13 protein-coding genes and 1 pseudogene are annotated in these 15,687 nt (G+C 63.4%); 9 read left to right on the forward strand and 5 right to left on the reverse strand.

Annotated elements, in window-relative coordinates:
* The first annotated feature begins 46 nt into the window (after positions 1-46).
* The 6 genes from ACFPU0_RS28015 to ACFPU0_RS28040 all read left to right on the forward strand — a co-directional run bounded on the left by ACFPU0_RS28015 (position 47) and on the right by ACFPU0_RS28040 (position 6,912).
* A complete protein-coding gene (locus tag ACFPU0_RS28015) occupies positions 47-808 on the forward strand; it encodes an SDR family oxidoreductase (RefSeq protein ID WP_377696563.1) in 762 nt (253 codons plus the stop codon).
* 99 nt (positions 809-907) lie between these two features.
* Positions 908-1,321, forward strand: coding sequence for a cupin domain-containing protein (locus tag ACFPU0_RS28020; RefSeq protein WP_377696564.1), 414 nt, complete (start codon positions 908-910; stop codon positions 1,319-1,321).
* Between the two features lie 91 nt (positions 1,322-1,412).
* Positions 1,413-2,510: an HlyD family secretion protein gene (locus ACFPU0_RS28025; RefSeq protein WP_377696565.1), complete on the forward strand. Its 1,098-nt coding sequence runs from the start codon at positions 1,413-1,415 to the stop codon at positions 2,508-2,510.
* Complete coding sequence (locus ACFPU0_RS28030) at positions 2,507-4,102, forward strand: MFS transporter (RefSeq protein WP_377696566.1); 1,596 nt, start codon at positions 2,507-2,509, stop codon at positions 4,100-4,102. Before ACFPU0_RS28025 ends, ACFPU0_RS28030 begins: the two co-directional genes overlap by 4 nt.
* Before the next feature lie 148 nt (positions 4,103-4,250).
* On the forward strand, positions 4,251-4,736 hold the full coding sequence (locus tag ACFPU0_RS28035; protein ID WP_377696567.1) for a DUF4440 domain-containing protein: 486 nt from the start codon (positions 4,251-4,253) through the stop codon (positions 4,734-4,736).
* Between the two features lie 610 nt (positions 4,737-5,346).
* Complete coding sequence (locus ACFPU0_RS28040; RefSeq protein ID WP_377696568.1) at positions 5,347-6,912, forward strand: BCCT family transporter; 1,566 nt, start codon at positions 5,347-5,349, stop codon at positions 6,910-6,912.
* 110 nt (positions 6,913-7,022) lie between these two features.
* On the opposite strand, the gene ACFPU0_RS28045 is transcribed toward ACFPU0_RS28040, so the two are convergent.
* The 4 genes from ACFPU0_RS28045 to ACFPU0_RS28060 form a co-directional block, all read right to left on the reverse strand.
* Positions 7,023-9,245 (reverse strand): GMC family oxidoreductase, encoded by a 2,223-nt coding sequence (locus ACFPU0_RS28045; RefSeq protein WP_377696569.1) that lies wholly within the window; start codon positions 9,243-9,245, stop codon positions 7,023-7,025.
* On the reverse strand, positions 9,242-9,739 hold the full coding sequence (locus ACFPU0_RS28050; RefSeq protein WP_377696570.1) for a sorbitol dehydrogenase: 498 nt from the start codon (positions 9,737-9,739) through the stop codon (positions 9,242-9,244). Before ACFPU0_RS28050 ends, ACFPU0_RS28045 begins: the two co-directional genes overlap by 4 nt.
* Before the next feature lie 4 nt (positions 9,740-9,743).
* Positions 9,744-11,066 carry a cytochrome C gene (locus ACFPU0_RS28055; protein WP_377696655.1) on the reverse strand — a complete coding sequence of 441 codons (1,323 nt, stop codon included), beginning with the start codon at positions 11,064-11,066 and terminating at the stop codon, positions 9,744-9,746.
* Positions 11,067-11,297: 231 nt separating this feature from the next.
* Positions 11,298-12,305 carry a bile acid:sodium symporter family protein gene (locus ACFPU0_RS28060; RefSeq protein ID WP_377696571.1) on the reverse strand — a complete coding sequence of 336 codons (1,008 nt, stop codon included), beginning with the start codon at positions 12,303-12,305 and terminating at the stop codon, positions 11,298-11,300.
* Between the two features lie 82 nt (positions 12,306-12,387).
* Between ACFPU0_RS28060 and ACFPU0_RS28065 the strand changes: the two genes are divergently transcribed.
* From ACFPU0_RS28065 to ACFPU0_RS28075, 3 genes and pseudogenes are all read left to right on the forward strand, one after another.
* Positions 12,388-13,179 (forward strand): AraC family transcriptional regulator, encoded by a 792-nt coding sequence (locus ACFPU0_RS28065; RefSeq protein ID WP_377696572.1) that lies wholly within the window; start codon positions 12,388-12,390, stop codon positions 13,177-13,179.
* A gap of 139 nt (positions 13,180-13,318) precedes the next feature.
* On the forward strand, positions 13,319-13,804 hold the full coding sequence (locus tag ACFPU0_RS28070; RefSeq protein WP_377696573.1) for a MerR family transcriptional regulator: 486 nt from the start codon (positions 13,319-13,321) through the stop codon (positions 13,802-13,804).
* 10 nt (positions 13,805-13,814) lie between these two features.
* Positions 13,815-13,934 (forward strand): annotated as a pseudogene (locus ACFPU0_RS28075) (hypothetical protein); the annotation flags it as partial.
* Between the two features lie 242 nt (positions 13,935-14,176).
* On the opposite strand, the gene ACFPU0_RS28080 reads toward ACFPU0_RS28075, so the two are convergent.
* Complete coding sequence (locus ACFPU0_RS28080; protein ID WP_377696574.1) at positions 14,177-15,538, reverse strand: NAD(P)/FAD-dependent oxidoreductase; 1,362 nt, start codon at positions 15,536-15,538, stop codon at positions 14,177-14,179.
* Between the last annotated feature and the right edge of the window lie 149 nt (positions 15,539-15,687).

Here is a 15,687-nt window from a genome sequence, read left to right on the forward strand (position 1 = left end):
CTACACCGACAGCAATGGTTGCCGTCGGTAGAAGCGGAGAGAAACCATGAAGATCGTCGTCATCGGAGGCACCGGCCTCATCGGCTCGAAACTTGTGCAGAACCTCCGCGAGCGCGGCCATGACGTGCTTGCGGCCGCCCCCAGCACGGGGGTGAACAGCATCACTCGCGAGGGCCTGGCCCAGGCGATGGATGGTACGGAAATCGTCGTCGACGTGGCCAACGCACCGGTGTGGGAGGACCAGGCCGTTCTCGACTTCTTTGAAACCTCCACCCGCAACCTGCTGGCGGCCGAAGCCGCCGCTGGCGTCCGCCATCACGTCGCACTCTCGATCGTCGGTACTGAACGTCTTCCCGACAGCGGCTACTTCCGGGCCAAGGTTGCGCAGGAAAACCTCATCAAGGCCTCCGGCATCCCTTACACCATCCTGCGTGCCACGCAGTTCTTCGAATTCGTCGGCGGCATTGCCCAATCCTTCGCCGTCGGCACGGAGCTGCATGTGTCACCGGCGCTGATCCAGCCGATAGCGTCCGACGACGTAGCGGCAATCCTTGCCGACGTCGCCCTCGAAGCGCCGGTCAATGGCACGCTCGAAGTCGCCGGCCCCGAGGCCATGCCCATCGACGAACTGATCCGGCGCTTCCTGCAGGGCACGCAGGACGCGCGCAAGGTCGTGCCGGACGTACATGCCCGCTACTTCGGCGCCCTTCTTGACGATCAATCGCTGACCCCGGGCAAGAACCCGCGCCTCGGTGCGATCCGTTTCGAGGACTGGCTCGGTCAGTCCGTTGCCCAGGCGGAGCGCTGAGGCTCACAAGGGCAAATCGCGCCCTGGGGACAAATCAGGAAGGCATCGAGCCGGTACAGGTCGCGCCTTCACGACACATGCACGCGTAGGAGAATTGTCATGTTCACAAGAGTCTTCCTGGCCGCTGCCTTTGCAGCGCTTTCGATCACCGCAGCGTCGGCCGGCGACCGGCCCCCGGGCAAGGTGACAGTGGTATTTGATCGCCCCATTCCGAACGTCCCTGGCAAGAGCATGAGGGGCGTGCTCGTCGAGTACGTGCCGGGCGGCGCGTCACCGTCCCACACCCATCCGAAGTCGGCCTTCATCTATGCAACGGTCCTTGAGGGCGCGGTCCGCAGCAAGGTCAACGACGCGCCGGAGAAGGTCTACAAGGTCGGCGAAAACTTTGTCGAAGAGCCCGGCTCCTTTCACGGCGTAAGCGCGAACGCCAGCGACACGGAGCCCGCACGCCTGCTGGCCGTGTTCGTCCTCGACAGCAGCGAGAAGGAGCTCGTCACACCTGCAAAAAAATGACCGATCAACGCGCTGATCGATGCTCGGCAGCCCCAGGATCCTTCCGCCTGGGGCTGCTGGAGGTCATCGGCATTCAACAGGTAATGAGAAAATGAACGCGCGTGAGGACAAGGTCGCCAGCGCCACCGGCGCAAGCTCCAGGATCGCTGTATCAGTGGTGCGGCAAAGCAAGAGAAAGATGATTGGCTTGCTGCTGTGCGCAGGCGCCGCGGCGGTCGTGGCTGCCGGATTGGCCATGGCGCTTTCGAGCGGCCAAACGTCGACCGACAACGCTTATGTGCGCGGGGACGTCACCTCGCTCGCGGCTAAGGTTTCCGGCTATGTCACCAGGGTAGAGGTGGCGGACAACCAGACCGTCCAGGCGGGTGACGTCCTGTTTCGGATCGACGACCGGGACTACCGCGCACGGCTGGCGCAAGCCGTGGCCAATGTCGAGGCGGCCCAGGCCCGCCTGACCAATGTCGATGCGGAGACCCAGCTTCAGCACTCCCTGATCCGACAGGCCGAGGCCCAGCGACGTTCGGCCCTGGCCGCGATGAATCTGGCGACCAAGACCCACGATCGCAGTCGCAAACTCATCCGCAGCAATGCGGTCAGCCAGGCCCTCGTCGATGAAAGCGACGCGGCACGATCGAGAGCCGAGGCGACGGTATCGGCCGCTTCGGCAACGGTAGAGGCGCAACAGCAACGCATCGCCGTCCTTGTGGCCCAGCGAGAAGCTGCCGTTGCCGCGGTGTCGCAGGCCCAGGCCGCGCGCGATCTCGCCCGGATCGATCTCGAGAGCACCGTGGTACGCGCACCTGTTGGTGGCGTCATCGGCAACCGCCAGGTCCGCGTCGGCCGGTTCGTTGCGCCGGGCGTTGCCTTGCTCGATATCGTTCCGGTCAATGATGTGTGGGTCGTGGCGAACTTCAAGGAAACCCAGCTCGAACATATCCGCCCCGGCCAGAGCGTCCGCATCACCATCGATGGTTACCCGGACGGGACACTCGAAGGCGTGGTCGACAGCTTTGCGCCGGGTAGCGGGTCGGCGTTCAGCCTGCTCCCCACGGATAACGCAACCGGGAACTTCGTCCGTGTCGTCCAGCGCGTTCCGGTAAAGATCCGCTTCGCCAGCAATCCGTTGCCGGGGCGGATCGTTCCGGGCCTGTCCGCGCGCGTCGAGGTTCAAGAGGGGGGCGGATCATGACTACGGCGGCCATCTTCCTGCCGGGCAGGGTCAGCTCTACGGGCGGGGTTCTGCTTCTGGTGGGTGTAGTGCTCGCCACGCTGACGGAGGCGATCGTCAGTACCGTTCTGGCGTTCGGACGCAGCGACATCATCGGCGACACCTATGCAACGCCTGATGAGTTCGCCTGGCTGGATATCGGCTACACCGCTTTCAAGCTCATCGGGTTCATGACCGTCCCTTGGCTGACGAAGCGTTTCCAGCCGCGCAATGTGATCATCGGCTCAACCCTGGTCATGGGCCTGGCGTGCGGTATTGCCGCCATCACGGCTCGGTTGGACCTGCTGGTCGTTCTTCGAGTCATTCAGGGTTTCGCCGGCGGCACCCTGCTGGTCGCGGGCCAGACGATCATTTTTCTCGCCTATCAGCGCGCCCATCAGCCAATTCTTCAAGCGCTGTTCGCCATGGGGGCCGTTGTCGCGCCCGCGACCATCGCCCCGGCCCTTCAGGGGTGGTTGATCGATAGCCAGTCCTGGACAGGGATCTTCTTCAGCGTTGTTCCGATGGCCCTGGCGGCCACCGGACTCATGCTGGTCGCAGACGTTCCGATGCCCGCCAGGACCTGGCACCGTCGGTTCGACTGGATCGGCTTCGCACTGCTCGCGGCGGCCCTTTTCTGTTTTGCCTACGTCCTCAGCCAGGGCCATCGATGGGACTGGTTCGAGGAACCTCGCATCCTGTGGCTGACCGTGATCGGCGCAGCCAGCTTGCTGGCATTTCTCGGCCAACAGCTGTGGACCAAGGGCCGAGGTCTGCTCGACTTCACCCTGTTCGAGTCGGCCGATTTTTCCTTCGCCTTTATCGTCAGTTTTGTCGCCGGCGCCGCGTTGTTCGGCAGCGCCTTCCTGATTCCGACGTTTGCCCTGTCCGTCCTCGCATTCACGCCTACCGATGCCGGCCTGCTCCTGTTGCCCAGTGGCGCGCTGTTCATCGGCGCGCTCCTCATTGCGGCTTTTCTCATGCAGGTCCGTCGCGTTCCTCCAGTCGCCACAGTGCCCTTTGGAATTCTGATGATCATGGTTGCGATGTGGATGCTGTCCGGTTCGACCAGCGAAAGCGGCACGGACGACATGATGGCGGCCATCCTGTTGCGCGGCCTGGGCCTTGGCTTCCTGTTCCTGTCGATCACGCTGATCGCCTTCAGCAACCTCAACCGCCGAAACCTCGCCTGCGGAATAGGCCTCTTCAATACGGGCCGCCAGCTGGGTGGCCTCATGGGGGTCGCGGCACTTCAGACATTGATCGACCACGACCTCGCCAACAATGTCGTGGTCCTCGGCACTAGCGTCACCGCAGGGGGGCATGCGGTCATCGAGAGGCTGACGACCACGACAATCATGCTGACGGCGAAAGGGATGGATGCATCGGCCGCAAGCCAGGCGGCGACGGGCCTCCTGGGCAGGGCTGTGACAGGCCAGTCCACCGTGATTGCCTTCGACACGGCGTTCGCCGCAGTCGCACTGCTTTTCGTGATCGCCGCTCCCGTGCTGGTCGGCATCAAGATCGGGCTCTCGCGCTACGCGAAAGCGCGCGCTGCGCGGACCATGGCCTGAGTCAGTCCTAGCCAGCCGCCTGTGCTGATTTGGCACCTATACTGTCTTCGCCGCCCGGGCTTGCTGGTCGTGTCGTACTTCTCCACGGACCCTGCCGCAAAACCAGCAGTAATTCCCCACCGCTATTCGCCCACCAAGAAGACCACCAATGAAAAACCTAACTGTCCTGTCAGTGGCCTTTGCCATCATTCTCCCAGGTTGCACTTCAGACTCATTGAAGCTCGAGCCCGGTACCGCACACACGGAAGTCTGCAAGGCAACCAGTGAGCAAGAAATCTCGTCCTTGTTCGACCGATGGAATAGCTCACTGCAGACCGGCGACCCGCACAAGGTCGTCGCCAACTATGCCGAGCGCTCCGTCCTTCTTCCCACGGTCTCGAACAAACCGCGACTGACCCCAGCCGAAAAGGAGGACTACTTCCATCACTTCCTGGAAAACAAACCGGTGGGCAGGATCGACTCGAGAATGATAGAGATCGGCTGCAATTCCGCGGTTGACGCCGGCCTCTATACGTTCACCTTTGGTACCAGTGGTACCCAGGTAAAAGCTCGCTATACGTACACCTACAAGTGGGACGGGCAGCAGTGGCTGATTACCAGCCATCACTCTTCGGCAATGCCAGAGAAAGATTGAGGCGGCGAGGGCGCATGACACTTGGGTCGAGTCGACATTCAGGTGACTGCGCCGGGACTTGCTTTTGCCCTCTATAAGGGGACGTCTCGGAGCAGGCGGCCAAATCGTAGCCCGGATGAAATCCGGGAGCGGCGGTTGGATTTTCCCCGGATGTCATCCGGGCTACTGACTGCCGCATAGCTCCCGCAGGATGGGTCGGGCGGCGTTCCTCGAGCTTGCGATACCCCTCAGTGTCCGCATGGGTATCGCTCCGCTCCACCCATCCTACGGACTAGCCAGACGACTTGAGTCGTAGGCGGTTGGATTTTCCCCGGATCGCATCCGGGCTACCGACTGCCGTATAGCCCGTAGGATGGTTTATCAAGCCCAAGTAATTCCGTCCCTGTTTCGCTCGCGCACTTCGGGCGTCCATTGGCACGGTGTTGCTGGTACTGCCGTGCGAGAAGAAGAGGCTCAGGCAGAGACCCTGTCGCATTTTGATCTGCGGGTATCGTTCATGCGCAAGTCGCAGCTCACCTGGCGCGCGACCATTGCGGGCAAATGACTATCGCCCGCTTCGGCAGGTTCCACACCTAACAAGAAGAAAGGCATTCAAAGCTTGAGGAGGCCTATGCAAAAGACACCTGTATCACCTGTCGACAAGGTCGTTTTCTGGGGGGCTGTCGCGATTTCAGCCTCGTTGGTTTTCTGGGGCGCACTCTTCCCCAAGGCCATGTCAACGGCGGCGCAAACGCTGCTGGACACCATCATCGACTGGTTCGGTTGGAGCTTCGTCCTCTCCACCGCGTTCTTTCTGGGCTTCGCGCTGTTCCTGGCTTTCAGCCGCTTCGGCCGAATCAAGCTGGGCAAGGACGAGGAGCAACCCGAGTTCAGCACTTCATCGTGGATCGCGATGATGTTCAGCGTCGGCATGGGCATCGGGCTGATGTTCTGGGGTGTGGCCGAGCCGATCACGCACTATTCGACCCTATCGCAAGAACCGGGGCAGTCGCACTCCAGGGAAGCGGCCAGGCAGGCAATGGGGTACGCCTACTTTCATTGGGCATTCCATCCCTGGGCGATCTACGCCATCGTCGGTCTGGTGATTGCCTACTTCTCGTTCCGCAAGGGGCTGCCGAACCTGATCTCCAGCGCTTTCACGCCGCTGATCGGCGAGGCGGGCGTGCGCGGGCCGCTGGGCAAGTCGATCGACGTGCTGGCGATTCTGGCCACTCTTTTCGGCACCGCCACCTCGCTCGGGCTGGGTGCGCAGCAGATCAACAGTGGCCTGAACTACCTCTGGAACACGGGAGAGTCGAACAGCATCGCGTTGGCGATCATCGCGGTGATGACGGTGCTCTTCATCCTCTCCGCGGTATCCGGCGTGGGCAAGGGCGTGCAGTTCCTGAGCAACCTCAACATGGTGGTCGCAGTGCTGCTGCTGCTGTTCCTCGCGGCAGTGGGCCCCACTGTGTTCATCATGAACACGCTGGTCGCATCGATAGGCGAATACCTCCGCGAGCTGGTACCGATGTCGTTTCGTACCGCGGCCTTCAGTGATGGCAAGTGGCTCGCCGGCTGGACCATCTTCTACTGGGCCTGGTGGATCTCCTGGGCACCTTTCGTGGGCACCTTCATCGCGCGAATTTCGCGCGGCCGTACCATTCGCGAGTTCGTCATCGGCGTCATCTTCATTCCCAGCGGGGTGACGATGGTGTGGTTCGCGATCATGGGCGGCTCGGCCCTGTACTCGGAGCTGGCAGGCGCTGGCGGCATCGCCGCAGCGGTGAAGGACCAGGGACCGGCAGTGGCGCTTTTCATGCTGCTGGCCCAGTATCCGGCCGCGGCGCTGACCTCGTTTGCGGCCTGCGTGCTGGTGGGCGTGTTCTTCATTTCGGGGGCCGACGCGGGCTCCATCGTGATGGGCATGCTGTGTGCCCGCGGCAACCTGAAGCCGCCGTGCTGGCTGGTGGCGCTGTGGGGCGCGTTGACCAGTGCGGTGGCCGCGGTGCTGCTGGTGATGGGTGGCCTGGGGGCGCTGCAGACCGCATCCATCATCTTTGCCGCGCCGTTCCTGGCGGTGATGGTGGGGTTGTGCGTGTCGCTGTGGAAGGCGCTGCTGGATGACCGGCCGGTTGGCGCCACGCGCGACCCGCTCGCCGGCCTCCGCAAACCAGTGCGTGCCGCTGTGGATTAAGGGGCCAGAGCAGCGGACAATGAATCTGTCCCCTTGGACTCTGGTGGAAGCGGCCCCTGGCCGCGCGACAAGCGCGGACAGGTCCGCTCCCACAAGAGCGAAGGCAGGTTTTACAACGAGCCGAAGCGCACCTCCACGTTCAGGCTGCCCAGGTTGTCGCGCAGGCCGACGCCGTAGCGGCCATCCAGGTCATCGTTGATGCACAGTTGCAGCTCGCCTTTCTGGCCACGTGGCAACTGCCCCTGGGCGCCGATCAGGAAAGGCGCGCCGTTGCTGCCGATACGGCCGATCAGGGCACCTTCGTTGGCTCCCGGCAGGGTGTAGCCGGGCTTGGCGATCAGCCCGACGTGACCGTTGCCGCCGACCATGCCGGTGGCCGGGTTGGCGGTCCACTGCCCGCTGCGGCACACCGCCAGCTGCCAGTTCTGCCCGTTGACCTGCACGCCGGTTCCTTGCCAGGCCTGATTGGCCTGCACCTGCACGGTAACTGCAAGCAAATCGCTGGCCACCGTGTCCGCGGCCTGGAAGGCCAGGGCGGTGATGGTCAGGGTCGGGTTGGCGGTGCCGGTGCTGGGGAACACGCCATCACCGACCAGGAACAGGTTGCGGTGATCCCAACTGCGCTGGTCCTTGTCGACCACTGAGGTCTTCGGATCGTCGCCCATGCGGTAGGTGCCCATCAGGTGGCCGGCGCCTTCATAGGCATAGGTATCGCCCTGATAGCTGAAGACACCGGGCGGCGAGTTCTCGATGGATGGGTTGAGATTGGTCAGTTCCTCGGCGCCGAGCAGCTCGGTGATGATCTGCGTCGCAGCGTTGCGTGCCTGCTTGAAGCCCTCCTTGGTGTAGTCGGAAAAGTCGTAATGGATTTCCGGCCGCGGGATGCCGAGATGGTCCTTGTACTGCTGCGACGGCACCACCCGGCACAACGCCTGCCCGGGGTTCTCCTCCACCTGCTCCACCAGGAAGCCCATGCGGAACTGGCGGGTGAGGATGCTGTTGAGCTTCTGCACCAGCGCGGTACCGAACAATGCCTGGGACGGCTGACCCTGTTGCGACGGCAGCGGGTTGGTGCCGCCGTTGTTGGTGCCGTCGATGTAATCGCAGACGGTGGTGTAGGGATCGTTCTCCGACCAGTTCCAGCCTTCGTTGCCGATCTCGATACGCCAGGCCGCGCGTTGCCGGCGAAATGCGCCGTCGCGCAGGCTCTCGATCCCCGAAGTGGACAGCGGCCCGCGATAGGGGAACAGCGGCTTGCCCTCCGGCATCAGCCCCCAGGCCAGGTACACGGGGTGGTCGGCCAGGCTGCAGCCGACCTGGCCGCTGCTGTTGGCAACCCCCTTCGGGCACTGCGGCGAAACCGAGTTGAGCAGCAACTTGGGCGTTTCGATGGCATGGGCGGCGATCACATAGCGCTTGCCCTGGGCCAGGCCGGTGCCGGTCGCCGGACCGTCGCCGGTGGCGTACTGGATGAACTCGATGCCGCTGACCTGGCCATCGCTGCCCACTTGCACGCGGCTGGCCACGCTCTGATAGAGGATGCGCACGTTGCCGGTGTCCAGCGCCTTGTTCATGGTCACCGTGGCATCGTACTTGGCCTGGATCGGACAGATCGGTGTGCAGCTGGTGTTGCCGGCGCAGACCCGGCGGCCGTTGTCGTTCTGCGAGTTGCGCCCGGCCGGTGTCGGGCTGACCAGCAGCGGCAGGTTCTGGAACGACTTGCCGTTCACCGCGGCAGCCAGCCCCTGGTCCACCAGCGAGGGCGGAATCCCATGCATCGGGTACTGGTAGCCGGGCGGGAAGGTCACGCCCAGGTAGCTCTGCGCGGCGACATCGGCGGACACGCCGATTTCCGCTTCGGCACGGCAATAGGCAGTTTGCAGGTCGTCATAGCTGAGCGGCCAGTCGACGCCCACACCGTAAGCTGTCTTCATGCGGAAATCGTTCGGCAGCAGGCGCAGGGAGGTGCCCATCCAGTGCCACATGGTGCCGCCGCCGAGACGCTCGTAGGTGCTGCTGAAGGACAGCGGCCCCTTCTGCACCAGGTAGCTCTTCTGCGGGTCCTGCCAGCCGTTGATCAAGTCCGCGATGGTGGCGCGCGGCGCATTCTGCTGCGCCGGGTCCTGCGTCATTTCGCTCGGCGGGTAGGGCGCCTCCGGAGCCTTGAGGATCGCGGTATAGAAGCGCTCCAGGTATTCGCTGCGATTGGGCGGGATCGCCGGGCCGGACTCCAGCACCAGCACCTTCAAGCCGGCCAGGCCCAACTGATAGGCCATCACGCTGCCGGACATGCCACCGCCGACCACTATCACATCCGCTTGTTCAGTGTTCATACGCTGGGGCCTCCATTGGCGGGCACACCGGTAAAGTCTTCCAGGCTCGGTGGTTGCTCGGCCCAGTAACCGAAGTGGAATTCGCTGTAGCCCATGGGATGCGCCTGGGCGATGCGCCATGCCCAGCTTTCCTTGTAGGCCTGGTCGGAGACCACCTGTTGGTCCCCCTTGTGCTGGGCACCCTGGTCGTACGGCTGGTACCAGATGCCCAGCAGCCAGAGTTTCATGATCGATCGGGCGCCCTGGGCGGTCTGGCTAGCCGGGTCGGCCAACACGGCGGCAGCGATCTGATCCGGCGTCTTGCCTTCGCCCTTGAGGGTGGCGTACTGCTCCAGCAGGCTGCTCAGCACCGCCGCGCCCAGGCCTTGCTGGGCGGTATCGAAGAACAGCGGCGGGAGATTGATCGGATCGATGGACGGGGCGAGCTTGCTCGACGCCAGACCGGTGAGGGCCGAGGACAAGTCGACGAAGTTCTGCAGGTTCTGATCGCTCATGGCATCACTCCTTGACGCTGGTGGACTGGGCGCGTTCGAGCAGGTAGGTGAAGTCCGCGAAACTGGTGCGGGGTGATTGCGTCACCTTGGTCGTGGCGTTGTTGTGGCACTCCATGCAGCTTGACGAGGCTTGCGGGGTGGTGCCCTGGATGTAGGTTTCCAGCGTGGTGTTGGCGAGGAAGGTGGGCGCCGGGGTGCCCAGCGGGTTGGTTGGCGATGGCACCTGGCAGTCGTTCGCCGGGTTGGTCGGCCACTGGGTGCTGACCAGTTGGTAGTTGGCCCATACCGTGCCTTGCAGCGCGGCCTGGAACTGCGCGTTGAGCTGCTGGGTCGCGGCGTCGATGGGAATCTCTCGCACGATCTGCGACGGCGTGGTCTCGACCGATGGATTCCACGGCCGCGGCGGCGGCTCGTTGACCGGTCGGCCAGTGGCGTGGGGGTCGTAGAAGAGGTACGGCCCCTTGCGTTCATTCACCGGCGTGGTCTTCTCCGGAACGTTGCGCACGTGCTCGAAGGTCGACCATACCCACTGCGGCGCATCGGCGGTCTTGTGCACGATGTGCAGGCCGACCAGCCCGACCCTGGCCGCGGTGCACGACTCGGGGATGATCGGCCCCTTGTCCGGGTCGTCGTTGCCCGGCGTATAGACCAGCGCATCGGCAGTATGGAACTGGTCCTGCCGGTCGTTGCCGTCCAGCAGCTTCCAGGATGCCTTGACCATGATCGAGCCGACCTGCTGGGTCTGGTTCGAACCGCAGCTGAAGGCCACCCGGTTCTGGGCGTTGGCGAAGAACTTCTGCTGGCCCTCGACGCTGTACAGGCCGTTGTCGACGATGCCGTCGAACATCGCCTCGTTCACCATGATTTCATTGCGCGCGTACTGGCCGCTCTGGTCGATCAGCGGGCCCGTCTTGAACGGCTGGATGAATTCGTCCAGGACATCCGGCACCTTGCCCACCTGTCGCAGCACGCGTTCGCCCTTCAGCCCCTGGCAGGCGGCCGGTGGCGGCGAAGGCTGGTTCCAGCCAGCCGGCGTCTGCCCGTTGGGCAGGAAGATCTGATAACTCTCCTTCCAGGACTCCCACACTGTCGGCGCGTCCGGCTTGCCGATCTGCGCATCGGTATCCGGGTTGCCATTGGCCAGGGCGGGCCAGTTGACGGCGACGAAGGTCTGCCAGGAGAGCACATCGAAATCGTGCTGCAAACTCTGCAGGCTGACCGGGGGGACCACAGTGACATCGAAAGGGATTTGCGGTGACAGTGGGGGCGTGTCGGCTATGGCAGGCAGGGCGAGAACACTGGCGACGGTACAGCTCCAGTACGCCATGCGTCGGGGGCTTTTTTTCATTGTCGTCTCCTCAGCAAGTAAAGCGCCAGGAGACGAGGCAACCCATCATGGGCTCGTGACTTCAGCGCAATCCCTGGCGCCAAAATTCAGACTAGTTCGGCCGAAACACTCGTCCCGGGGATTCCGACTAGTGGTCGGGGAAGAGCCGACCCGGTAGGGTGCGCCGTGCGCACCAGGGGTTGAGCGAGGCGCACTACGTCGCTGGTCGCTTCAGGACCTGGCCGAGGCTTCCGCCAGCGAAGCGAGAGCGGGTGTTTCCGGGCGCTGCGCAAAGCGCTGGGACAGGACGGAACACACCATCAACTGGACCTGGTGAAAGAGCATCAGCGGGAGAATGAGCAGCCCGATGCTGCTGCCGGCGAACAGGACCTGCGCCATGGGAACGCCGGTGGCCAGGCTTTTCTTCGAACCGGCAAAGAGAATGGTGATGCGGTCTTCGAGATCGAACCCCAGCCATTTGCCCAGCAGATTGACGACCGTGAGCACCAGGGCCAGCAACAGGCAGCAGCCGGCCACGATGCCCAGCAGTTTCAGGGGCGGAACCTGCTGCCAGAGTCCACCGATCACGGCGGCGCTGAATGCGCTGTAAACCACCAGCAGGATGCTTCCCTGGTCGACGTATTTCAGCCAGCCCTTGTTGCGATTCACCCAGTTGCCGATCCAGCGGCGGGCGATCTGGCCGGCGACGAAGGGCAGCAGCAGCTGGATGCTGATCTTGCGGATGGCCTCGACCGTCGAACCACCATCGCCATGCACCCCCATCAGCAGGGCGACCAGCACCGGCGTGATGAATATGCCGAGCAGGCTGGAGGCCGCAGCACTGCAGATCGCCGCCGGGATGTTGCCCCGGGCCAGTGAGGTGAAGGCAATGGCCGACTGTACGGTGGCGGGCAGGGTACAGAGGTAGAGGAAGCCCGCGTAGAGCTCGGTTCCCACCATGGGCAGCAGCACGGGTTTCAGCGCAAGGCCCAGTAGCGGGAACAGGCCGAAGGTGCAGAGGAAGACCAGCAGGTGCAAACGCCAATGGCTGGCGCCGGCGATCACGGCCTCGCGGGACAGTTTGGCGCCGTGCAGGAAGAAGAGCAGTCCGATGGCCATGTTGGTGATCCAGCCGAAAGCCACTGCGACCTGGCCTTGAGCGGGCAGCAAGGTGGCGGCGGTCACGACGGCGACCAGCGTCAGGGTGAAGTTGTCAGGTAGCAAGCGCGGGCGGGCCATGGCTGGATCCACTTGTTGTCATTGAGGACCGGCCTAATCTAGCCTTGCTCCGGTATGCCGACTAACGCGACAGGGGCAATGAATGTCTGAAAACGGACAGGCTCGGTGGTCCGAGCGTCAGATCCCGCGACTGGCGAAGCTCCCCAGGCCACTCTTCGCCCGCAATGAATCGCTGGCCAATGCGACGGGTACACCTCGCCACACCCATGATTGGGTGCAGTTGTCCTACGCCATTCGCGGTGTGCTCCATGTGCACACGCGGGAAGGCAGTTTCGTCGCGCCCCCGCAGCGGGCCGTGTGGATACCGGCGCATACGGAGCATGAGGTGTTCAGCTCGCCTCACACTGAAATGCGCAGCCTGTACCTGGACTCCGCTGCTGCAGGTGGCGAGCTGGGCAGCTGCCGGGTGATCGAGATAGACGCCCTGACGCGCGAGCTGATCCGGCGCTTTTGCGAACTTCCGGCCGAGTATGACGAGGCCGGCCCCGACGGCCGCCTGGCGCAGGTTCTGCTGGATCAGTTGCTGGTCGCCCGCGAGGTCAGCCTGTCCTTGCCCCTGCCCAGCGATCCGCGGCTGCTGCGCCTGTGCCGGGGACTGCAGGCGGCTCCGGACGATTCCCGGACGCTGCTGCAATGGAGCGAGCAGCTGGGCGCGTCGGAGAAAACCCTGCGGCGGCTATTCCTGCGTGAAACCGGGCTGACCTTCCGCGTCTGGCGCCAGCGACTGCGGTTGCATGGCTCGCTGGAGGCGCTGGAGCGGGGGCAGCGAGTCACGGAGGTCGCCCTGGCCTACGGTTATGACTCCACCTCCGCTTTCATCGCGGCCTTTCGTCAGCACTTCGGAGTGACGCCCGGAGATTTCTTCCAGCCCTGAACCGGGGCGTCCACTGCACCTGGTTTCATACCGGGTTGCGCTGCCACTTTCCTCCGGGGCCCCAAAGCATTCGCGCACGCTCCTGTCGCTCGATTTAAGATTGGCGTCAGGCTCAATCTGATAGAGGAACATCCAGAGCATGAAGATCGGAGAACTGGCGGAGCGCACCGGCCTTGCTCCTTCGCGCATCCGCTTCTACGAAAGCATCGGCCTGTTGAAGGCGGTCCAGCGCCAGTCGAACGGCTATCGGGCCTATCCGCCCGAGGCGGAGTTGGTGCTCAACCTGATTACGACCGCGCAGAAGGCGGGCTTCAGCCTCGACGAGTTGCGTATGCTGCTGCCACCGGATCTTGCACAGTGGGAGCACGGCTCCCTGCTCGAAGCGCTGCACCGCAAGGTGCGGGACATCGAGGCGCTGGAGGCACGGCTTGCGATGAGCAAGGCACAACTGGTCGGGCTGATAGCGGAGATCGAGGCGAAGCCGGAAGATATCGACTGTGCCACTAACGCGAGGAGGGTGCTGTCGCGGATGCAACTGGGCGAGATGGAAAGCCCGGCCATGATGAGCGAAGACGCCAAGGCACTCGCCAGGACAACCCGGCGCCGGCCAGCCAGGCGTCACTAGGCGGGCCGGACTGACCCAGCCGGCCGCCCGGGTGAGCACGGAAATGAGCCTGCATGTGCTCGCCTACAACTTCAAACGGGTGCTGAACCTGCTGGGCAATAGTGCGCTGATGGCCGCGATGAAGGCCTGAAGCCCCATTGGCGGCCCGCTGAATTCGTCGCACAGCGTCGCGGAACCCAACCTGTTGAATGCCTCGGATCGACACGCCAGGCGCCCCCAGGCCTCAGGGCGCGGCTAAAACCATTCAACATCCAGCTACTCATCACCCGCTGCGTTTATACACGGCCTGGGCCAGAAGCGGACGGAGTTCATCCCGCAGGAGTAAAACCGTGTACCGTAGTTTTTGGGCAGCATGATGCCGGTGCGGTTCTGTTACTTGCCTTTCAAGTTTCGTTCTTCCCACCAGTCAAAAGCTTGAAGTGCTCTACGGGCTACTCGGCCACCGAAATACGAAAGCCTGTCGCTCGGCATGGGGATGGATTTTCTGTTTACGATCCAGAAGTCCGTCAGTTCGGTTTTTCTGCCATTGAGCAGGTCTGCGATGGTTCGGCCGTTGAGGTGCGTCAACGCTACGCCGTGACCAAAGCAACCGCCGGAATAGATGATGCGTTCGTCATCGACGAAGCTGATCTCGGGGACCATGTCGGTGTTCACCGAGACAGGGCCGCCCCATCGATAGTCGATGCGCACGTCCTTCAGCTGAGGGTAGATCCACTTCAAATGGGCTTCGCAGTGCTGCCAGCTCATGGGCGAGGGCACTTCGTCCATGGCGGGCGTCCGGTATACGATCGCGTCGCCCCCACCCATGACGATGCGGCCATCCACCGTGGGGCGGAAGTAATGCAGCAGTTGCCGGTTGTCGCCGAACGCCTGCCGGTCGTTCCAGCCGATGCTCGCCCATTGTTCCGCCGTGAGGCGCTCGGTGACGACCTGGTAGGTCCAGAGGGGGACCTGCCGGTTCTGCAGTCTGCGGGTGTCCGGCACCTGGCGGGAGTAAGCGTTGGTGGCGATCACCAGCTTGTCGGCGGTGACCTTGCCACCCGGGGTCTTGAGCGTTATGGCCGAGACGCTCCTTTCGATGTGGGTGACCGGGCTGGTTTCGTAGATTGAAACGCCAGCCGATTCGGCCAGGCGCTTGAGTTCGCGAACCTGCTTGCAGGGGTTGAGGTAGCCGGTGTTGGACTCATAGATCCCACCGATGAAGCGCTCCGAATGGAAGTCCTGTTGTACCCGGGACCGGTCCTGCCACTTGAGATCGCCATCGATGCCCAGTTGCTGGTGCAACTGATAGGTCTTCTCCAGTCGGCCCAGCTGTTTGCTGGAGTAGCTGATGCGAACCATGCCGGTATGGCGGTAATCCGATTGCAGACCCTGCGCCTCGATCAGGTCTTTCGTGTGGGCGACCGCCTTGTCCAGGTAGTGGTGGGCGTCGATCAGTTTCTGCTTGCCCCAGCGCAGCAGCACCATCTCCGGTTCGAGTCCGAAGAGCCGGGTACTGAAACCGGCGTTGCGGCCGCTGGCGCCGAAGCCGATGACGGCGGCTTCGAGCACCACCACGCGCGCATTGGGGTTGTCCCGCTGGAATTGCCAGGCGGTGTTCAGGCCGGTGAAGCCGCCGCCGATGATGGCCACGTCCACCTTCAGGTCTTCCTTCAGGGGGCCGTTGGGCGAGTAGTGCCCGTAGTCGTGCTGCCAGAAGGACGTGCTGTCCAGGCGCGGGTCTTGGTGGGGCATGCTGTCAATCTCCGCTTGGCGGTCATGTGTTTGGGAAAGCGACGGCGTCATGGTTTGCAAGGGGCCATCAGCGCTCAAGTATCAGTTTGATGAGCCTTTCAACGCCTTTGCCGTAGGGCGGATTCCGACTCGTGTTGGCGATGCTCAGG

This window comes from Pseudomonas sp. GCM10022186 (assembly GCF_042656385.1).
Taxonomy (GTDB): Bacteria; Pseudomonadota; Gammaproteobacteria; order Pseudomonadales; family Pseudomonadaceae; genus Metapseudomonas.